Source organism: Rhizobium sp. Pop5, from assembly GCF_024721175.1.
Lineage (GTDB): Bacteria > Pseudomonadota > Alphaproteobacteria > Rhizobiales > Rhizobiaceae > Rhizobium.
In genome coordinates, this window is the sequence record NZ_CP099402.1 from 362,488 (window position 1) to 383,575 (window position 21,088).

A 21,088-nucleotide genomic window follows, 5' to 3' on the forward strand; every position below is an offset into this window, starting at 1 on the left:
GGCCGCGTTTTCCTACAGCGTCTCGTCCCGCGGCGGCACCTCATAGTGCACCCTCATCGTCCTCGCATCCCGCTTGACGATCTCAAGCACGCCTTCGTGTTCGGCCAGTGCATTGAGCTCGCGGAGCACGAGGGAATGCGCAATCCCCAATATACGCGCGAATGAGCGGCTGTCGCTTGCAATGCCGAACTCTCCAGCGACGAGCAGACCGGCCTGTATGGACGTCAGCCGGCTATCCCGCCCCTGCGCCGCGGCGACGAGCGCGAGAAACCGGTCGGCGTCGGAGAGCTCTTCGCTCACGCGCCGTTTCGCCGGCGGAAGGACACCATGATCGATTTGGAGGTCGGCGTATCGCTCTCCTTGCCGGCGCTGCCAAGCGGCACGAGCACGTTCAGTTCGGGGTAATAACCCGCGATGCTGCCCCTTGGAATGTCATAGGGCACAAAGCGGAAATCCCGCGCGATGCGCTCGATGCCGTCATCATGCTCGCCGATCACATCGACCCTCTCACCCGCCTGGGCATTCATCGCCGTGAGGTCATCGGGATGGATGAAGATGACCTGCCGCTCGCCGTAGACGCCGCGGTACCGGTCGTCGAGGCCATAGACGGTCGTATTGTACTGATCGTGCGACCGGAACGTCTGCAGGGCAAAACGCCCCTCGCCCTTGCGCGCCCGCTGATGCACCGTCTCCTCGGGAAGCGCCTCTGATGAAAATGACGCCTTTCCCGCCGGCGTCTCCCATTCCCGATGGGAGGCCGCGTTGCGCAGATGAAAGCCGCGCGGCTTGCGCAGGCGCTCGTTATAATTTTCGAAGCCCGGAATGGTCGCCTCGATATGGTCGCGGATCCGGTCGTAATCGCCGGCAAGCTCTGCCCAGTCGACCACGGCGGAACCGACCGCCCTTTCCGCAATGCCGGCGATAATGGCGACTTCCGAAAGAAGATGCGGCGAGGCCGGACGATTGATGCCGGCGGAACCATGCACCATGCTCATCGAATCCTCCACGCTCACCAGCTGCGAGCCGCCCGTGGCGTCGCGGTCCATCTCGGTGCGCCCCAGGCACGGCAGGATGAAAGACGTCTTTCCGGGCATGAGATGCGAATGGTTGGGCTTGGTCGCGATGTGAACTGTCAGCTTGAGCCGCCGAAGCGCCTTTTCGACGAGCGCGCTGTCGGGCGTGGCGCGCGCAAAATTGCCCCCGAGCCCGATGAAGGCCTCGGCCGAGCCATCGAACATCGCTCCGATCGCGGCAAGGACGTTGTGGCCATGTTTGCGGGGAACAGTAAAGCCGAAGTGCTTCTCCAGCGCATCGAGGAAATCCTCCGACGGCTGTTCGTTGATGCCGACCGTGCGGTCGCCCTGTACGTTGGAATGGCCGCGAACCGGGCAGAGGCCTGCGCCCTTCTTGCCGATATTGCCGCGCAGCAACATGAAGTTGGCGATTTCGCGGATCGTCGCGACCGAATGCAGGTGCTGGGTGACGCCCATCGCCCAGGTGCAGATGACCCGTTCGGCCTTGATATAGACCTCGGCCGCCACTTCGATCTCCTCACGGCTCAGCCCCGACTGGTCCTCGATCTCAGCCCAGCCGGTCGCCTCGAGCGCGGTTCGATATTCCTGAAAACCCGCGCAATGCTCAGTGAGGAACGCATGGTCGAGAACAGAGGGCAGGCCGGCGGCGACGGCCGCATCTTCGGCGGCCAGAACGGCCTTCGCCATTCCCCGCACGGCGGCCATATCGCCGCCGAGCTGCGGTTGCAAATAATGGCTGGCGATATCGGTCGAACCGCCGCGCATCATCTCGATCTTGTCCTGCGGATCGGCGAAGCGCTCCAGGCCGCGCTCGCGGATGGGATTGAAGACGACGACGCGCGCGCCGCGGATCGCCGCGCGGCGCAGGTCGCCGAGCATCCTTGGATGGTTCGTGCCCGGGTTCTGGCCGATCACGAAGATCGCATCGGCCTCTTCGAAATCCTCGAGAAGCACCGTACCCTTGCCGACGCCGACTGCCTGCTTCATGGCAATGCCGCTCGCCTCGTGGCACATGTTGGAGCAATCGGGAAAATTATTGGTGCCGTAAATGCGCACGAACAGCTGATAGAGGAAGGCGGCCTCATTGCTCGCCCGGCCCGAGGTGTAAAACTCCGCCCGGTCGGGGTCGTCGAGGCCTCTCAGGATGCCGCCGATCTCGGCAAAGGCATCCTCCCACGAAACCGGCAGGTAACGGTCGCTCGCCCCGTCGTAGCGCATCGGATGGGTAAGCCGGCCATTGAGCTCCAGCTCGTAATCCGACAGCCGGCTTAGCTCGGACACCGTGTTGGCCGCGAAGAAGGCGGGCGTCGCCCGCTTCTCCGTCGCCTCCCAGGCGACGGCCTTCACGCCGTTCTCGCAGAATTCGAACGACGATCCATGTTCCGGATCGCCCCAGGCGCATCCGGGGCAATCGAAGCCATCAGGCTGGTTCGCCTTCAGCATGGTTCGCGCCCCTGATATGGGCATACCGCTTTGAAGCAATTGCTTGCCGCAGCTCTTCAACGCGCCCCAGCCGCCGGCTGCCGCCGATTTCTTGCCAATGAATTTTGTGTCCATGCGCCCTGTATTGACGAAGCTCGGAAAACATCAAGACCGCAGGTGCGATGGTTCGATAGAAAAAATCTATCAACAGGAATACAGGACCGCTTCGGCTGAGGATTTCGTTTTAGCCGACGTCCTTCATGCCATGCCGTTCGTCCGACGCATGGGCGAGAATACGGTTGCGGCCTTGCGTCTTGGCGTCGTAGAGCGCGGCATCGGCCTCGCTCAGGAGACGGTTCGGGTTGATCCGCAGGGTGGCTCCCGTCGCGCAGGATATGCCGATGCTGGCGGTCACCCGCCCAAACTCGCTGCCGGAATGAACGATGTTCTCCTGGGCCAGGCGACGTGCGAATTGCTCCGCTACGATCATCGCGCCTTTCGCGCTGGTCGCGGGAAGCAGAACCACGAATTCCTCGCCGCCGTAGCGCGCAACGATATCCGCCGGCCGGCTGACGGACTGGCGCAGGCACTTGCTGACCACACGCAGGCACTGGTCTCCGGCGGGATGGCCATAGGTGTCGTTATAGGCCTTGAACCGGTCGATATCGACCATGAGAAGGCTGAAGGGCGTGTTTTTCCTGGCGTTGCCGGCGGTCTCGCGGGCGAAAGCCTCGTCGAAGGCCCGGCGGTTGGCCATACCCGTCAGCCCATCGGTCTCGGCAAGATTCCTCAGCTGCTCCGCCGACAGCCTGAGGGCGATTTCGGCCTCCTTCGTCGCTGTGATGTCCGAAACGACGGCCATTGCGGCGCCGTCTTCGGCCAGTCTTGTGCGAATGCTGCGCCAGTCGCCATTATGAAGTTGAACTTCCTCGTCTTTGTTGGTGTGCAACGAGGCGGTGGCGGCCTTGATCCACGCCTCGAGGTCCTCCGGAATGCCGGGTCGCTCCTCCGTTTCGGCGACCCGGCGAAGGATGTCGCTGATATGCGCGCCGACCACGCGGGCATCGCCCGAGAGCGGAAACGCGCTGCGATACTGCTCGTTGCAAAAGATGAGGAAACCCTTTTTGTCGTACATGGCGATGCCATCCGACATGCCGGCCATCGCATGCGACAGCAGGTTCTTGCTTTCGCGCAACTCCCGCTCCAGCGCGGCACGCTCGGTCACATCGCGCGTCACGCCGGCAAGACCGATCACCCGCCCCTGCTTATCCCGCAGCGGCACCTTGGAGGCGAGCATGGATCTGCCCTCGATATGTTCGGGGCAGTCGATCAGCGGCTCGCCCGTTTCCATCACCTGCTGCTCGAGATGATACAGTTCCTCGGCGAGCGGCCGCGACAAGAGGTTGAAATCCGACAATCCGGTCATCTCAGCCGTCGTCCGGAAACGGTAGAGGCGGATCATGTTCTCATTGACGGTGATGAAGCGGCTGTTTCTATCCTTCACGTAGAGATAGTCGGGCGACTGCGAAAATGCGGTCACCAATATGCTGCGCTCCAGCTCCCATTGCTGCATCTTCAGGAGAACGAAACCGCACAGCATTGTCGCCAGGCAATTCAATGCCGTCACGGGAAACCCGGCGCCGGTCAGCACATCGGCGCTCGACAGGGTGGGAAGCATCGTCATCGATGCGACAATCACCCCGGCAAGCGCAAGGCTCAGCAGCGCAACATCCGTGAGACCAGGCGAGCGCTTCCGAATCCAGAAATGCGCAATCAAGCCGATGCCGGTCGCGCCAGCCATCGCGACGATCCCGTCGACCATTGCCGCGCCGCCGACGGCAAAACGGAAAGCCACCGCCAATACCACGGCAAAAACCGCTGCTATCGGCCCGCCGAACATGCCGGCCAGCGCAAGTGGTGAGAAGCGCAGATCGATATAGATGCCCGGATGGTATTCGACAGCAAGCAATATCGAGCCGATAGAGGCGCCACCGGCTATGATGCCGAAGGCGATTTTTTGCCGCTGGGGCGAATGACGCTGAAACTGGGTCGAGAAATGCGCCCACAGCGAAATTGCCAGGCACACGAAGGAAAGATTGCCACCGAATTGCGTCCAGATGCCATTCACCACGTGGATCTCACCTTCCAAGACTTTTAACGCACTGATCATAGAGCAACACTGGTTTGAGCTTAGTTAAATCGCAGGCCCATCGGGCTGTATTTGCTCGCAGATGTTGATCCGTCCTGAACCATCGACCGGTCGGTCGAAAGGTCCGCGCCTGCATTCTCCCGAAGCAGTCTGAGCGAAATCTCGTAGGGCAGCATGGGTTTGCCGATCAGGAAACCCTGAAGCTGATCGCAGCCGCAGTCTCGCAACGTCTCCATCTGCTGCGGGTTCTCGATGCCCTCGGCCGTGACGGGAATCCCGAGCGCCGTCGCAAGCGCGATGGTCGCGCGCAGAACGCCGACGCCGCTTTCGCTCTCCTCCAGGCCGGAGACGAGCGAGCGGTCGATCTTCACGCGGTCGAAGCCGAACTGCCGCAAGGCGCCGATGCTGGCATAGCCGCAGCCGAAATCATCGAGCGCGAACTTGATGCCCACGTTCCTGAGCTGATCGATGGAGCGGCGGGCCTGATCGGGGCTCGTCATCAGCACGCCTTCGGTTATTTCAAGCGTCAGCCGGGTGGCATCGAAATCGGATTCCTGAAGAATGGCGGTCACCTGCGCCGCGAAATCCGGGTTGCAAAGCTGGACCGGCGAGACGTTGACCGACAGCTCAAGGCCCGGCCAGTTCCTGGCATGCTCGATGGATCTGCGCAGCATATGCGCGCCGAGCGCATCGATGAGCCCGGATCTTTCGGCGAGCGGAACGAAAACCTCGGGGCTGATGTTTCCGGCAGCGCTGCGCCAGCGCGCCAGAGCCTCGAGGCCGATGATGGCGCCCGTCGCCGCCGAAACGAGCGGCTGGAAGGCAGGTTCGATCACGCCATTGCTGATCGCTTTTCGCAATCCGCCTTCCAGTTCGGCGACGCGTTGGCGTTCGCGGTCGAACTCCGGATCATAGGCGACCACTTGGTCCTTGCCGTTTTGCTTGGCGCGGCAAAGGGCCATACGCGCCCGGCGCAGCAACTCACAGGGAGTGATGTCGTCGGTTCGAAGCGCGACCCCGATGCTCGCCCGGACCTCGATCGTCCGGTCGCCAATCCTGAACGGATCGGCAAAGAGCCCGAAGATTGCTTCCTCCATCTCGCTCCCCGCAGCAGAGCCAGGACGTAGCAGCGCGAACTCGTCGCCACCAAGCCTCGCCGTGGTAAGGATTTCCGGGTGGCATTTCTTGAGAGCGTTGGCGACGATATTGATGAGTTCATCTCCAACAGTATGGCCCCAGGCGTCGTTGACTGATTTGAAGCCGTCGAGATCGATCACGTAGAGCGACACCACAGGCGCTGCGCCGTCGATCTGTTCCAGCGTCTCGAGCAGGCCGTGCCTGTTGAGCAGGCCGCTCGGAGCGTCATGGCTGGCGACGAAACGCGCAGCCTCGGCCACGCGGCGCAGGCGCCGCGTCTCGAACATGCCGGCCAACAGCGCGACCATCAGAAAAAGCATGAGAATGCCGACGGAGGCGGCGATATAAGGATACACCTTTTCGAAGACGGCATTTCCAGGCGCCTTGCTCGGCCAGACGAGGTAGGCGATGGCGCCGCCGTCCATGTCCGTGACAGCAATGCTGAGCATCCCGGGCTCAGGTGTCGATTGCAGCCGTAACCCCTCCAGCCCATGCTCCCTCGAGAGCCTGTTGATGACCTCGGGCGTCAGCTCCTCGGAGAATGTCAGGATACTGAGCTTGGCAAGCCCGGTGGTTGTGCCGAAGGGCTGGATCGCCTGTGATGCGGCAAGCGCGACGCCGGTCTTCGTCTCGAAGAAATGGATCAGCGGCGTCGATTGCTGGCCTGCGGCAGCCTCGATCTGCCTGTCGAAGGCCTTCCCGAAATAGTGACGCGGCTCGAACGACCTGCCCTTCAAAAAGGCGGAAACGGTATCGCCGCCCGGGCCGATCACGACCGCGGCATCATAGAGCGGATCGTTGGCGCTGGGCTTGCCCCAGTTCTCGAAGCTCCAGTCGGCGGGGGCAGAAGACCCGACGGCCGCATAGGCGTCGTCCCAGACGGCATTGTCCTTGACGGCCTCCCCGAGCCTGCTTGAAAGCGCATCGAGTGCTGCCTGCGCTGCACGATTGGCGCGCGCATCGTCGATTTCATTTGCCGACCGCATCATCGTCATGACGACATGCGTCTCAAGGCCGGTCAGCAGGAATGCCACGGCCAGAAAGCAGGCGGCCGCCGCGGCGATGGGGGAGGTATGAGCGCGAATGCGCCCTGCCAGAGTGGACGACATGAAACGTACGCAAAACCGGATGGAAGGTCATGCCCAAGGACTGCAGAAGACATCATGTCCGCAACGCGCTGCAGTTCAGCCGCTAGCATCCGATGCCATAAGGCACGCTTAACAACCGCGCCCTCTGCCCCGGGGATAGGGCGCTCGCGACGCAATTGTGCGCCATCCGGATATTTTTGCGCAATCGGACCACGCCCCTTCAGGGCTTACGGGACCATCGCAGCCACGAAGGGTAAGGCGGCATCGACGTTCGAGACGCAGGCGACGCCTCCATCAACGCCGAAGTCTCCCGGGCTTCCGGGCAATAAGCCGTCTCATTCACCGTTCAACCAGTTGCTCCAATAGTCGAGCGAAAATTGCGGATCCTCTTGTCGACCTTGAATTCAGGAGAGACAAACAACGCTTAAATGCTTTTTAAGGCATACGTAATAAAATCAGAATGAAAAGCTGCCAGGAGTTTCATAGAGTTTGTCGCCTTCTACCGATCAGATCGAAATTCTTCGAGGAAATCTCCAACATCGTTGAGGAAATAGCATTTCCCCATCCGTCGCAGTATCCACTCTGCACGGGCCCCAGAGACTTGACGGTGCTGCCCGCAATGCTGTGGCAACAACCGCAAGCAATTGGGAACAGTTTTGATATCCATCGCCGGATGATGATCGATCCGGTCGTCTGATCCATGAGGGATCTGACACACTGCTCGGCCGAGCAACCAACGCGACATAGGCCCATGCCACTCGACGAAATCTGCAGAATTCAAGCGCTTCACGAAGCGAGGATCCTGGATACACCACCATCCTCAGAGTTCGATTCCATCGTAGAGCTAGCGCGCTGCATGTTCGATTGTCCGATCGCACTCATTTCCCTCGTCGATACGGATCGCCAATGGTTCAAAGCCAAGGTGGGCATCGCGTTCGGACAGGCGCCCCGCGCCGGTTCCTTCTGCGGACATGTCGTGGAAAGGGCCTCGGCGTTGATCGTTCAAGACGCAACACGCGATGCGAGGTTTGCCTCAAACATCTTTGTGGCAGGACCTCCCACGGTAACGTTTTATGCCGGCATGCCCCTGATGGAGGGGGAAATTTGTTACGGCAGTCTGTGTGTGATGGACACAAAACCGCGCGAGTTCGGCGAGCCAGATCAAGCGAAACTGGAACGGCTTGCAACCGTCGCCGTCGGGTTGATCCGCGAGCAGAGACAGACGATGCTGTTGAGTGAACAGCGTCGTGAACTGGAACTCAAGCAGGCGCGTTTCGAACAGACGGAACGCTCGGCCAAGGTCGGTGGATTTGAAATGGATCTGCAAACTGGCGCCCTCGTCTGGTCGGATCAAATCTACCGCACCGTGGGCCTGCCAGTTGGACTGCCGTTGACATCCGATATCGTGATTGGATGTTATGCTCCGGAAGAACGCGAAGGGGTGAGGACAAGGATAAAGAATGCCCTTGCTGGCGCCAGCACCGGTGTCGACAGAGAATACAGGATCATAACGCCGGAAGGCGAAGACAGATGGGTGCACATCGTCAGCGACATAGAAATGATCGACGGTCAGCCTCGACGGCTCTTCGGCATTCTTCAGGATGTCTCCGAGAGAGTGAGATATGAACGTCGCCTCCTCAAGACTGCGAACACCGACAGCCTGACAGGACTTGGAAACCGGACTGCCTATGTTTCTCAACTCAATGCGGCCACCGAAAAGCAAGCTTCGTCAGTGGGATTGTTGCTCATCGATGTCGACCATCTCAAACAGATCAACGACACGCTCGGTCACGCCTTAGGCGATATCGTCCTCAAGGAAGTTGCAGAGCGGCTCTCCGAGAGAACCGTCCGCCGCGGCCAGGCCTTTCGTCTAGGCGGCGACGAATTTGCGGTGTTGATCGAAGACAATATGAGTGCACGGAAGATGGCAGGACTGGCGCGCAGCATCATTGAATCTGTCGCGCAACCACTGCACGTCGACGGATCCACGATCATACCCAAGGTCACCGTAGGGGGAGCCATATTCGAGGCCGCTATGGACGGGGCATCGCTTGCGCAAAACGCCGACTTCGCCCTCTATCACGCCAAGGCAACGCGGCGGGGCAGCTATGTGCAATTCGAACCCTGTCTCCGCACTCGGATTTCCACTCGGATCGAAACGACCAGGGAGGTCGAGCGCGCATTGGTGGGAGGCCGGCTGATGCCTTATTACCAGCCAATCATCCTGAGCGCGAACGGCGACGTCGTCGGCTTCGAGGCATTGGTGCGAATGAAGCGAGATGATGGCTCCATCGTATCTGCGGGCGAGTTCCATGCAGCATTGGACGACCCACATCTCAGCCACCGCGTGACTTCCACCATGGTCGCCCAAATCGCTGCGGACTTGCAAAGATGGTCTGATCAAGGGCTATCGATCGCACGCATTGGTCTCAATGTCAGCGCAGCGGACTTCACTCGCGGTGATTTAGAAGCCCGCATCAGTGCCGCCTTTGGCCCAAGAGGCATTCCGCTCGACAGGCTTACGATCGAGGTGACCGAAACCGTGTTCATGCAAGGTGTCGAAGAGACAGTTGCGAGCACACTGCAGCGGCTGCGCAAACGGGGTGTTCTGGTGGCGTTGGATGATTTCGGCACGGGATTCGCTTCGCTGACCCACCTCCGGAGCTTACCAGTCGATATCATCAAGATTGACAAAAGTTTCATCGATACGATGGCTCATGACGCATCGAGCCTCGCGATTGTCGAGTTGGTCCTCGACCTCGCTCGAAAGCTTAAACTGAAGGTAACCGCCGAAGGGGTAGAGCAGCTTGGCCAAGCTCATAGTTTGCTCGAACTCGGTTGCACCTCTCTACAGGGCTATCTCTTCGGAAAGCCGATGCCCCAGGACAAAGTGAGAGATTTCCTTGAGGAGCGTGCACAGGCGCTGCATGCAGTCAGTGAAAACCCTGTCGCTGCATAGGCGATAGCACGCCAGACAGCTCACCATAATAGACCTATTTACCGCTTCAATTGCGGGGAGCGGGCGCAGTTCTCTGCGAATGAACCCCGACTGAATGGTGCCTTCAGCTTCCGTTGCAAAGGGCGAGTCTAAAAGAAAGACGTTCAACCGCGGTCCTATCCGCCTGAGGAGACACAGTCATGATCCGCACGTCTTTCATTGCAACCGCACTCGTCGCTCTCGTTGGCCTCACCGCCGCAGCCCCCACCATGGCCAACGAAGTGCGTATCGAACAATATGGCTGGCAGAACTCTGCCGGTGGCGCGCAGGAAGGGTACGGAAACCGGATCAGAACCTACCAGAACGGTGGCTACAACCGGATTGTCGGGCATCAATATGGCCGCCATAACCTTTCGGCTGTGGGTCAGGAAGGCAATGACAACTACGGCGCCACCTATCAGAGCGGCGACCGCAACGTAGCCGGCATCGGCCAGTTTGGCTCCAACCATACGACCATCCTTACCCAGGACGGCAATGGCAACATCGCGGCTGGCGTTCAGGTCGGCCATGGTTGCAGCGCCAATGTCAGTCAGGGTGGCAACGGCAATGTCGCGGCCTTCGTCCAGGCCTGCCCGTAAGCGGCTGCTCGGTAACGCGAAAGCCGTCAGGATCGCAACAGCAGATCATCAAGGGAGACGACCCATGCCAAATAGCGTCAAGCATCCACGCCGCCTGCTGGCCATTCTCGCGCTGGTCCTGCTTCCCGTCGGCACAGTTACGGCCATGACGACCGCCAGCCAAAATGACGGGGCGCAGATTTGCGAAATCAAAGCAACGCCTGGAGGAGCTATGGTGAGACTGGATGCGCTCATCCACGCCGACAAGCATGTCGGCGGGACTTACACCTTCCATGTCGAGAAGTCAGGAGACGCTGGAAGCTCCACGATCAACCAGAGTGGCGACTTTGATGCCACAGCCGGACATTCGGCGATCCTCAGCTCCGTCTCGCTCGACACCAAGGGAGCCGAATACGAGGCGACACTGGATGTCGTGATCGGGGATAAGAGTTTCAGCTGCACGAAGCAGATCGGCGGCAACTGAACGGCCTCCACATTTTTCAAATCCCTCTGAAAGGGCGCCAGCTTCCGGCGCCCTTTTGCTTTCGATCAGGCTGAAACGACTGAACAACAACTGAACGGGCAATTCCGGCTGGGTTCAGCTGAAAGATGCAAAGATTGATCATCGGCCAAGGCAGCCGGCAAATGGAGATCAGGATGACCCGCAACGTGCTTAAAACGCTTACCGTCACTCTTCTTGCCGGGAGCCTAGGGCTGGTAGCCTTGTCTGCACCGGCCTTTGCCGGCGGCCGGATCTCGATCAATCTCGCGCCAGGCAATGTCGAGGATGCTGATCTTTTTTCAACCGGACTGCGCGTCTATTCGCTCTACCGCGGTCTGAAAGACGCCGACATTCGGCAGCTGGGCCGGGGCAATGCGGCTGGCATCGCTCAGGCCGGCCGTAGCAATCTCGGCTTCATCCGGCAGCGGGGCAATGGTCATTCCGCAACCTTGCGGCAGAATGGCAACAACAATGCTTATGGCATTTTCGAGTATGGGCGAAATACAGAAACCGACGTGGTGCAAGATGGGGATAACGGCAGTGGCGCTACCTTCAGCTATGGCTGGTAAGGCAGTTCACAACAGTCCCCGAAGGCAATATCACCTTCGTCTACTCCGTCGCGGGCGTCATCGAGCTGACCGTGAAAAGCAGCCGCTACGCAGCACCACTGGACTTCGGCGTGTGGCTGCCGCCGGAGACCGAGCATCTGGCCTGGGCTGGCGATGAGACCTCATATCTATTGTTGGACGTCGAACAGAGGCTCTGTGACCGTCTGCCGCGTCAAGCGAGCACTATCCCGGTCGGGCCGGTCGCCAAAGCGATCCTCCTGGACTTGAAGAAGCGTGGTATAGGCGAGCCTCGGGCTGCGGATGATGCCCGGTTGATGCGCGTTCTCATCGATCAGCTGAGTGTCGGATCGCCATTGGAAAGCTTCCTGCCGTTGTCGGATGACCGCGCCTTGAAGCCGGCGCTGGAAGCGCTCTGCAAGAACCCCAGCGACGGCCGCTCTCCGGCGAATGGGCAAGTCATGTTCACAGCACCGAGCGCACCTTGGCCCGGCGCTGCAAACGGGATCTCGGCTTGAGCTTCGTGAAATGGCGACAGCGGCTTTGTCTCTCCCGGGCGGTTGTCATGCTTTCGGACGGCCTTCCGTTCAGACGGTCGCACACAAGCTGGGTTACAACACGACCTCGGCATTCATTGCGATGTTTCAGGCGGCGTCCGGTACGGCACCCAACGCAATCCGAGCTCGATTGCGGGAAGAAGACGAAGTCCTGCGCCAGCCCGAGAATTTGCCTTTCAGGCCCGGCTATCGGAAAACTGGAGCCTCACTTGCAGATTGCCTCAGCCAGGAAGCCTCGCATCGCTTCGCCGAAGGGAGCGCGCATCATGTGTTCCGCTTCCACCATCTTGCTCTGGTGATAGACGGCGCGCGGATGCGAGAAGGCGAGGAAGCCAAATTTACCGTGATAGGCGCCCATGCCTGAATGGCCGACGCCGCCGAAGGGCAAGCCCTCCGCCGTGACGTGGCTCATGCAGTCGTTGACCGTCACCCCGCCGGAGGTCGTATTGTCGAGAACGCGGCGCTCCTCTTCTTGATCCTGGCTGAAGTAATAGAGGGCAAGCGGGCGCGGCCGGGCGTTGATGCGATCGATAACGTCGGCGACATCGCGGTAGGGAAGAACCGGCAGCACCGGTCCGAAGATTTCCTCCTGGAGCGCACGCATATCGTCAGCGGGATCGAGGATCAGGGTCGGCGGCATGCGGTGGGCCGGCTGCTGGGAGAAATTCTCTCCCGCCGGATTGATCTCGACGATACGGGCACCCTTGGCCCTGGCGTCGTCGACCAGGCTCTGGACGCGGGCATGATGACGGGCGTTGACGATCGACGTGTAATCAGGATTTTCCTTCAGCGTCGGATACATAGCGGCGACCGCCGCCACCGCGTGTTCGGCAAAGGCTTCGACGCTTTCCTCGGGCACGTAGACATGATCAGGTGCCAGGCAGATCTGGCCGGCATTCAGCGTCTTGACGGTCATGACGCGGCGCGCCGCATCTGCGAGATCGGCCGAGCGGCCGACGATGACGGGCGACTTGCCGCCGAGTTCGAGCGTCAGCGGCGTCAGGTTTTCCGCCGCCGCCCGCATGACATGATGGGCAACCGCAGTACCACCGGTGAAGATCAGATGGTCGAAGGCAAGCGAGGTGAAGGCGGTGCCTGTCGCCGGCCCGCCCTGAACAACGGCGATCTCAGTGGCGTCGAAGGCGCCGGCGATGAGCTCCGCCATCAAGGCTGATGAAGCCGGCGTCACCTCCGAGGGTTTGATCATCGCGCGGTTGCCGGCGGCGAGAATGCCGGCAAGCGGCGCGAGGGCGAGCTGATAGGGGAAATTCCAGGGACTGAGGATTCCGACAACGCCTTTCGGCTGATAGACCACTTTGGCGACCGCATCCGGAAACAGTGCCTCGTGTTCTTCCGGCTTCAGCCATTCGGCCAGATGGGCCTTGGCATATTTGAGCGAGCCGACGCAGGTGAAGACGTCGAGAAGCAGGCTTGCCTCGACGCTGCGGCTGCCGAAATCCTCCGAAAGAGCCGCGGCAATCGCATCCTTATGATCGACTAGAAGGGCAATGACGCGGTCGATGCGATCGATGCGGGTCTCGATATCAGGCGGCCCTTCCTTCAGGAAGGACGACCTTTGTCTGGCAAGCAGCGCCTTCATGGTATCGGGGCTGGTATCAGTGGCGATTGGGGTGACGGTGTTCATTGGTTCCTCCCTTGAACGATGTCAGGCGGCCGGCTGGCGCACGATCGGTTTCAGCACGATGCCTCTTTCCGAGTCCTCTACCGCCCGGTTGATGTCGGTGAAATCGTAGAAACGGACGAGCCTGTCGAACGGGAAGCGCCCTTGGCGATGAAGGTCGATCAATAGCGGGATCAGCACGACAGGATTGGAATCGCCCTCGACGATGCCGCGCACCCGACGTCCGCCAGACAGAATATGGGTGAGGTCGAGCGTCAGCGTCGCACCATGCGGCGAAGCCCCGACGATGCCGCATGTGCCGCGCGGCGCCAGCACCCTCACGCACTGGTCGATGACGACGGGCACGCCGGAGGCATCGATAGAATAGTCGACGCCGGCACCGGTCAGCGCCATGATCGCGGCAACCGCGTCGCTCTCCTTGCCATTGACGATGTCGGTCGCTCCGAGTTCCGCCGCAAGCGCCAGCCGCGTCTCGTTGAGATCGACGGCGATGATCCTGGAAGCGCCGACAATTCGCGCCGCCATGACGGCGGCCAGGCCGACTGAACCCATGCCGAAGACCGCGAGCACCTTTCCCGGTTCAACCTTCAGCGCATTCATCACAGCGCCGGCGCCGGTCTGGATGCCGCAGGCGAGTGGGCCAAGCAGCGCCAGATCCACATCTTTCGGCACTTTCACGATATTGCGTTCATGGCACAGGGCATGGCTCGCAAAGGAGGATTGCCCGAAAATATTGCCGTGAACCCGCTCTCCTTCGCAGGAGAGCCCGCTCGAACCGTCGGCGCGTGCACCGAAGAAGTTGCGCGGGAAGAATTCGTGGCAATAGGTCTCCTCGTGGTCGTTGCAGCTCGGGCAACGACCACAGGAATTGAAGGTCATGACCACGTGATCGCCCGGGACCACCTTGGCGACGCCCGGCCCGACACGCTCGACGATGCCGGCGCCTTCATGACCGAGCACGACCGGCTGCGGCACCGGCAGATACTGGTCGCGCATGACGATATCGGTATGGCAAACGCCGGTCGCGACGACGCGAACCAAAATTTCACCCTCGCGCGGCTCCTCCAGATCGAGGCTTTCCAGCGAAAAGGGCATATGGGGCGCACGCGCCACCGCGGCATGGATTTTCATTATTTTCCTCCTCCCGAGATCAATCCGCGCCCTCAGCCGCGCTTGTAGGCGCCGAGCCCCGGCTGATAGGTCTTGTCGTCGAGGAACTGCTTCAGCCCCTCGTCGCGCCCCTTGGTCTTGTCGAGAAACAGCATCTGTTCCAGCTTGGCGTAGATGTAATCGTCGGCGAGGTCCCACGGCAGGTTGCGCACACGCTTGTAGGTGTCCTTGGCGGCCTTCAGCGTCACCGGATTCTTCTCGAGCAGACTCGTGCAGATCTTGCGGACCCGGGTTTCGAGCTCGGCGAGCGGCACTGCCTCGTTGACCAAGCCCATTTCCGCGGCCTTGCGCCCGCCGAAGAGTTCCCCGGTCATGATGTAGTAAAGGGCGTCGCGGTGGCGCATCACTTCCGCAACCGCACGGGTGACGTTGCCGCCCGGCAGAATGCCCCAGTTGATCTCGGAAAGCCCGAAATTCGCCTCTTCGGCGGCGATGGCGAGATCGCAGGAAACGAGCGGCGTGAAAGCACCGCCGAAGCACCAGCCGTTGACCATGGCGATCGTCGGCTTTTCGAAATACATCAGCCGGCCCCACCAGCCGCCGGATTGGCGCCGCGCCTTCAGCGTGGCATCGCGCGGCTTGTCGTCGTTGTCGCGGAAATATTCCTTGAGATCCATGCCGGCGGACCAGGACTCGCCGGCGCCGCGCAGGACGAGAACACCGCAGCGCTCGTCGCCCTCAAGCTCATCGAGCACGTCGAGCATCCGGGCATTGAGGGCCGGATTCATCGCATTGCGCTTCTCGGGACGGTTGAGGGTCACGAAAGCGATGCCATTGTCGAATTCGACCAGAACTGGCGATTGGTTTTTAGTCATCAGATCACTCCATTGGTTTCGGCATGAAAGCCGGGGGCCGCTTCATCAGGCCTGTCGTTGAAAGGTTTCGTCGGAATGCAGCTGGCGCAGGACATGCTTCTGCACCTTGCCGGAGGCGGTGCGGGGAATGGTTTCGACGAAGAGGATGCGCGCCGGGCGCTTGAAGGCGGCGAGCCGTGCCGCGCAAAGGTCGGCGATCGCCTCGCCCGTCGCCACCGCACCCGGCCGCAGCACGACATAGGCGACGCCGCATTCGCCCCATCTTATGTCGGGAATGCCGACGACCGCGGTATCCAGAATATCGGGATGGCTTGCGAGTACGGCCTCGACTTCGGCCGGATAAACATTTTCGCCGCCGCTGATATACATATCCTTCAGCCGATCTACGATGCGATAGAAGCCGTTTGCTTCGCAGCGGCCGAGATCGCCGGTACGGTACCAGCCATCGGTGAAGGCGGCGGCGGTTTCCGCAGGCTTGTTCCAATAGCCCGGCGTCACCGACGGTCCACGCAGCCAGAGTTCGCCGATCTCGCCGGCACTAACGTCGCTGCCACCTTCGCCGACAATGCGGATATCGAGCAATGGCGCGGGAAGGCCGACACTGCCGGGATTGTCCTGCACTGCGCGCCGGTCGATCGGCACATGCAGCACCGTTCCAGCCTCGCTCATGCCGTAGCCGTTGACCAGCGCAACGCCGTCGTCGAGATAGCTTTCGATCAGCGCCTGCGTCAGCGGCGCACCGCCGACGAAGAGCGCATGCAGGCCGGAGAGAGCCGCGGCGCTATAAGCGGGGTCGTTGCGCAAGGCGAGCGCGATCTGCGGCACGGCGAAATAATGGGTGACGGCGCGCTGCCGGTCGGCAAGGGCCGCCAGCGTACGGGCCGGGATGAAGCGGTCGGAAATGACGAGCGTGCCGCCCAGCATCAATGTGGTCCGCGCCACGGCAATGAGCCCGATCGTGTGAAAGAACGGCAGATCGCACAAAGCGACCGATGCCGGCCCGATTTCTCCGACGAAGGAAAAATTGACGGCGGCAAAGAAGGCGTTGCGGCGGGTAATGACGACGCCCTTCGGCTGTCCCGTCGTGCCCGAGGTGTAAAGAAGGACGCACGCCCCATCGGCATCGCCAGACACCGAGCCGACCGGGGAACTCGCCTCGATCCGGGCGGCAAGCCCGGCCGGACCGTCTGCGGTCGCGATCGCCTCCATCTCGGGGCTGATCGCCGCAAGTTCCGCCACAACAGCCGAAAATTCCTCGTCGTGGACCAGAAGCACCGGCGCACAATCGGCAAGGATCGGCTGCAGTTCGGCGGGGCCGAGGCGCCAGTTGAGCGGCACATAAACGGCGCCGGCGCGCTGGCAGGCAAAGGCCAGCACGATCGAATCCATCGAGTTGCGCGCCAGCATGGCGATCCGGGCCCCTTCCCGCCGCGCTCCGAGCATATCATTCAGGAAACCGGCGCAGCGGGCGATCCGCGTATCGAGCTCGGCATAGGTAAGCTGCCGGCGGGTGGCGATCTCGAACAGGGCCTGACGATCCGGCGCGACACGGGCGCGGTAAAGGACGGGATCATCCGCCACCAGTCCGCAATCGGCGGACGAAGACATTCCGGAAAAGGAATGCGCCATTTTTTCCTCCCATGCCTGCCGCTCCTCCGCGGCCGACAAATTTGTATGCAACACATACTAATATTTTTTGAGCGGGATGCAAGAGGCTGCTCGCGGCAAATCCGACTGCTTCGACAAGCTCTGGGAAATCGTTGGGCGGATATTGACTAACCTGCTGATTTTGATGGTTATGGCGCCTTGACCAGACGAGAATGAACAATGGCCGCAAAACCGCCGCAGGATGATTTCGAGAGCGAGGATGCTTCGACGACGCCGTCACTCGACGTCGGCCGGCTTGGCGATCTCCTCGGCTTTCATTTGCGCATGGCGCATGTCGCGATCTACCGCGACTTCGCCGAAACCATGGAAGAGCTGGGGCTGACGCAGAAACAGCTCGCGGTGATGGAGCTCCTTGCGACCAATGCGGGTGCATCGCAGATCGACCTTGCCAATACGCTCGGCACCGACCGCGCGACCATGATGGCCCTCGTCAACCGGCTGGCAGCCCGCGACCTCGTCGAGCGCCGCCCTTCCCAAGCGGACCGCCGCCGCCAGGAACTGCATCTGACGATGGCGGGACACACGTTGCTCGCGCAGGCGCGCAAGCTGATCGACAAGCACGAACAGCGTTTCATCGACCTGTTTTCGCACGACGAAATGGATGGGCTGCTGGCTGCGCTGAAGCGTATATATAAGCGCGACTGAAACCTGCCTTCGCTGTTGCCAAAGCGCGCTTGCACCTGCCGGAAAGCAGACCTTGTATAGTTTCAAGGTAGCGGCATCTTTGCGCCGCCGATAGCGCAGTAAGCGTCGTCGCCTTCATGTCCTCGAACGCGTCGTCATTGTCTCCACCCCCTGTCACATCTCCGGCAGGCCTGCCTTTCGGAAGCCGTCGACAAAGTGGTCTCGTACGGATGCATCGCGCAGTGGCTGGGAACTGAGCCAATGGGCGATCGTGAAATGAGGGTGGGCGATCAGGAACAATTCTGCTTCTCGCCGCGCCTCCTCACGGTGGCCCAACTGTGCAAGCGTGGCCGCCAGGAATTTGCGCGAGTTGGTACGATACGTGTCTTCCCTGCGGAGTGTAGCGGCTGCGGCCTCATAGTCACGCGCGGCGTATTGCGCCTGCCCAAGATGACAAAGATACCAGCAGGCTGGACGGGGATTGAGCCGCATAGCCTTTTCGATCTGCGCCAGTCCGTCGGCAACCCTGCCGTCCAGTACCGACACGTCTGACATGGCGGCCCAGGTGTCGGCGTGGTTGGGGTCCAGCTCCAGAGCCTTGGCGAATGCGGCCTCCGATTCCTCCCATCGCCGCTCATAAGCCAAAATAGTCCCCAGAACGTAACGGCAGCCGGCATCGTTGGGGTCCAGGTCGACCGCCTTCTGCGCTGATGTCGTCGCCATCTTCCGGTTGGGATCTTCAGGCTCGCCGAAATGAGTCCAGGCCAGCCAACGGTTATAGGCGAGCAGACCGAGCGCCTCGGCATATGATGGCTCGAGCTTGACCGCACGCTGGAGCAGCATATAGGCCTCACGCTCGGTTTGCGGCGACTCTTCCGTCAGGAGGCGGGCGCGCACACACAGGTCATAGGCCTCAAAGTTCTTCGGCCGATTGCGCTGCGGCGGGATGGTCAGCCGGCCGACGAGGGCTTCAACAATCTTGGCGTTAACTTCATCCTGCAGTTCGAAAACATCTTCCACCGTCCGGTCAAATCTCTCGGCCCACAAGTGCCCGCCGCCAAGCGTGTCGACCAGTTGGGCGTTGATGCGGACACGGCCCATTGCGCGTCTGGCGCTCCCCTCCAGGACGTAGCGGACGCCGAGTTCCTGGGCGACCAGCTTTACGTTGACCGGCTTGCCCTTGTAGCCGTAGACGGAGTTGCGCGCGATGACGAACAGGCCAGCCGTGCGGGAAAGGTCGGTGATCAGGTCTTCGGTCAAGCCGTCGACGAAAGGCGCGTCCGCTTCATCCCCACTCATATTCGTGAACGGCAATACAGCGATCGAGGGATTTTCCGGCAGCGGCAATATGCTCTGCAGCGCATCCGGCCAATGCCACACGTGGACCGGGCGGGTCAGGTTCTTCAGGTAGCGTTCGCCTGCATCGAAGAACCGGTCGTCGATCTTGCCGAGGATCTCGCCGTGAACGCCGCCCGAAATGCAGATGCCTCCCGGGGCGGCCTGTCTCTCGAGGCGCGCCGCGACATTGACCCCGTCGCCGAAGACGTCTAAACCCTCGTCAATGACATCTCCCAGATTGACGCCTATACGCAAGAGCAGGCGTCGGTCTCCGGAAGCCTCGACAGCAGCAGTCGCCCGTTGCATTTCCAACGCTGCTGCGACCGCTTCCACCGCGCTGCCGAATTCGATCAGGAAACCGTCGCCCATGACCTTGAAGATGCGACCTTTGTGGCGCATCACAGCCGGCTCGATAGTGCCGGAACGGAGTTCCCTGAGGTTCTCCAGCGTTGCGACTTCATCGGCCTCCATCAGGCGTGAATATCCCACCACATCGGCAACGACGATGGCGGCAAGGCGACGCTGAAGAGATGGGTCCGTCATGTGAGGACAAGCCTAATGACCGAGTTCCCAAGTTACTGTTCAGCCGCGGGTGAGTCAACAAAGTGGTAAGAGGTAACATCCGATTCCCGGCACTGATAAGCACCTCGCAGGTGAACCCGAACTGTAACTGCCTAAGTCTGCATTTCTGGCTCGCCCGCCAGATGCGGCCGGTCTCCTTCCGGCCCCAAATCGGTCATTCCTTCATGTGGGGCCACGACTGCTCCTGCCGCATTGCAGTCATACGCCGGCCTGGGATTTCGTGTCGACTGACCTGCGATCCAAAACTGGCAAATTCCAGCTTTGCACAATGCGCTCAGACCTAAGGCCAATCCGCATAGCCCGAGGACAGCATACTGTTTTCCGAGCCGGCGGAAGCGCGGGCGATTTCGCGGTAGCCGGCGGGGGAAAGGCCGGTCTTGCGTTTGAAGAAATGGCTGAAATAGGTCGGGTCGCGAAAGCCGAGGCTGTCGGAGATTTCCTGGATATTGCGGGCCGAGCGCTCCAATCTCAGCTTCGCCTCCTGCACCACGCGCTCGTGCAAGAGCTGGATCGGCGCGCGGCCGAGCGCCCTTTGGCAGATTGAATGAAGCCGGTCGGCGGTAACGCCCAATTCCGCGGCATAGGCGCTGATCGGCCGGTGCTGGCGGAAGCCCGCCTCGACCAGCTGGCGATAGCGCTGCAGGATCAATCCGGTTTCGCCCCGTCCGCGCTGCTCACTTCTTTCGCCGTCGCTGCCGCGCCACAGCGTCATCAGGATCAGTCTGAGATAGGCCGATACCACCATCCAGGAGGCCCGGGAGGGATCGCCGAGTTCCCGCACGAAGCCTGAAATCAGCGGGCTGATTTCAGCTACCAGCAAGGGGTCCCATGCCTCGACCAGCTTGCGCTGCTCGGTGAACATGCGCAGCGAATAGGATTCCACCTTATCGCCGATCGCATCGACCATGATCTGCGCCGAGGCCCCGATCAGATGCGCAGCACTGCCCGCAGCGATCGACAGGTCGCAGCGCGCCTGCGGCGGCAGGAAGGCAAGCAGCGGCCCATGCAACGGCCGATCTTCGCCACTCTCGAAATGAAGCTCGGCCGCGCCCTCGCCAAGCAGCAGGAAGTGGTGAAAATCGGTATAGAGCCCTTTTTGAAGACGGATACGCCGGTGCGACAGCGACGGCCCGTGCCACTCGCCCCTGGCATAATGATGAATGCCTCCGTCCGTCACCAAGGCCACTCCTCCGCTCCTCTGAAATAGTGCCGCTATCGCCGGATAATTACAATATTAAC

16 protein-coding genes are annotated in these 21,088 nt (G+C 61.1%); 6 read left to right on the plus strand and 10 right to left on the minus strand.

Translation table 11 applies throughout. The annotated features are described in order from the left end of the window. Positions 1–12: 12 nt before the first annotated feature. The 4 genes from NE852_RS29730 to NE852_RS29745 form a co-directional block, all read right to left on the minus strand. Positions 13–300: a hypothetical protein gene (locus tag NE852_RS29730; RefSeq protein WP_008532150.1), complete on the minus strand. Its 288-nt coding sequence runs from the start codon at positions 298–300 to the stop codon at positions 13–15. Next, positions 297–2,591 carry an FdhF/YdeP family oxidoreductase gene (locus NE852_RS29735; protein ID WP_008532149.1) on the minus strand — a complete coding sequence of 765 codons (2,295 nt, stop codon included), beginning with the start codon at positions 2,589–2,591 and terminating at the stop codon, positions 297–299. Before NE852_RS29735 ends, NE852_RS29730 begins: the two co-directional genes overlap by 4 nt. A 109-nt stretch (positions 2,592–2,700) precedes the next feature. Next, positions 2,701–4,626 carry a diguanylate cyclase gene (locus tag NE852_RS29740; protein WP_052034574.1) on the minus strand — a complete coding sequence of 642 codons (1,926 nt, stop codon included), beginning with the start codon at positions 4,624–4,626 and terminating at the stop codon, positions 2,701–2,703. A 20-nt stretch (positions 4,627–4,646) separates the two neighbouring features. Next, complete coding sequence (locus tag NE852_RS29745) at positions 4,647–6,851, minus strand: EAL domain-containing protein (RefSeq protein WP_258157172.1); 2,205 nt, start codon at positions 6,849–6,851, stop codon at positions 4,647–4,649. A 730-nt stretch (positions 6,852–7,581) separates the two neighbouring features. On the opposite strand from NE852_RS29745, the gene NE852_RS29750 reads away from it, so the two are divergent. The 5 genes from NE852_RS29750 (at position 7,582) to NE852_RS29770 (ending at position 11,971) form a co-directional block, all read left to right on the plus strand. Then, complete coding sequence (locus NE852_RS29750; protein ID WP_008532143.1) at positions 7,582–9,789, plus strand: EAL domain-containing protein; 2,208 nt, start codon at positions 7,582–7,584, stop codon at positions 9,787–9,789. Between the two features lie 179 nt (positions 9,790–9,968). Further along, positions 9,969–10,406 carry a curlin gene (locus NE852_RS29755; RefSeq protein WP_008532141.1) on the plus strand — a complete coding sequence of 146 codons (438 nt, stop codon included), beginning with the start codon at positions 9,969–9,971 and terminating at the stop codon, positions 10,404–10,406. 64 nt (positions 10,407–10,470) lie between these two features. After that, positions 10,471–10,869 carry a curli-like amyloid fiber formation chaperone CsgH gene (csgH, locus tag NE852_RS29760; protein WP_008532140.1) on the plus strand — a complete coding sequence of 133 codons (399 nt, stop codon included), beginning with the start codon at positions 10,471–10,473 and terminating at the stop codon, positions 10,867–10,869. A gap of 173 nt (positions 10,870–11,042) precedes the next feature. Further along, positions 11,043–11,456, plus strand: coding sequence for a curlin (locus tag NE852_RS29765; protein WP_037173771.1), 414 nt, complete (start codon positions 11,043–11,045; stop codon positions 11,454–11,456). A gap of 71 nt (positions 11,457–11,527) precedes the next feature. After that, positions 11,528–11,971: a hypothetical protein gene (locus tag NE852_RS29770; protein ID WP_008532138.1), complete on the plus strand. Its 444-nt coding sequence runs from the start codon at positions 11,528–11,530 to the stop codon at positions 11,969–11,971. Between the two features lie 244 nt (positions 11,972–12,215). On the opposite strand, the gene NE852_RS29775 is transcribed toward NE852_RS29770, so the two are convergent. The 4 genes from NE852_RS29775 to NE852_RS29790 are packed head-to-tail and all read right to left on the minus strand — an operon-like array spanning position 12,216 to position 17,266. Further along, positions 12,216–13,655 carry a coniferyl aldehyde dehydrogenase gene (locus NE852_RS29775; protein WP_008532137.1) on the minus strand — a complete coding sequence of 480 codons (1,440 nt, stop codon included), beginning with the start codon at positions 13,653–13,655 and terminating at the stop codon, positions 12,216–12,218. A 21-nt stretch (positions 13,656–13,676) separates the two neighbouring features. Next, positions 13,677–14,783: an NAD(P)-dependent alcohol dehydrogenase gene (locus NE852_RS29780; RefSeq protein WP_008532136.1), complete on the minus strand. Its 1,107-nt coding sequence runs from the start codon at positions 14,781–14,783 to the stop codon at positions 13,677–13,679. 32 nt (positions 14,784–14,815) lie between these two features. Beyond that, positions 14,816–15,637, minus strand: coding sequence for a p-hydroxycinnamoyl CoA hydratase/lyase (locus tag NE852_RS29785; protein WP_008532134.1), 822 nt, complete (start codon positions 15,635–15,637; stop codon positions 14,816–14,818). A 45-nt stretch (positions 15,638–15,682) separates the two neighbouring features. Continuing rightward, positions 15,683–17,266, minus strand: coding sequence for an AMP-binding protein (locus tag NE852_RS29790; RefSeq protein ID WP_258157173.1), 1,584 nt, complete (start codon positions 17,264–17,266; stop codon positions 15,683–15,685). Between the two features lie 198 nt (positions 17,267–17,464). Here NE852_RS29790 and NE852_RS29795 point away from each other — a divergent pair, with 198 nt between their 5' ends. Further along, positions 17,465–17,950, plus strand: a complete 486-nt coding sequence (locus NE852_RS29795) for a MarR family winged helix-turn-helix transcriptional regulator (RefSeq protein ID WP_008532126.1) — start codon at positions 17,465–17,467, stop codon at positions 17,948–17,950. Positions 17,951–18,103: 153 nt separating this feature from the next. Here NE852_RS29795 and NE852_RS29800 read toward each other — a convergent pair whose 3' ends face one another. Beyond that, a complete protein-coding gene (locus NE852_RS29800) occupies positions 18,104–19,810 on the minus strand; it encodes an adenylate/guanylate cyclase domain-containing protein (protein WP_037173752.1) in 1,707 nt (568 codons plus the stop codon). A 319-nt stretch (positions 19,811–20,129) separates the two neighbouring features. Beyond that, positions 20,130–21,029, minus strand: a complete 900-nt coding sequence (locus NE852_RS29805; protein WP_008532124.1) for an AraC family transcriptional regulator — start codon at positions 21,027–21,029, stop codon at positions 20,130–20,132. Positions 21,030–21,088: the final 59 nt, after the last annotated feature.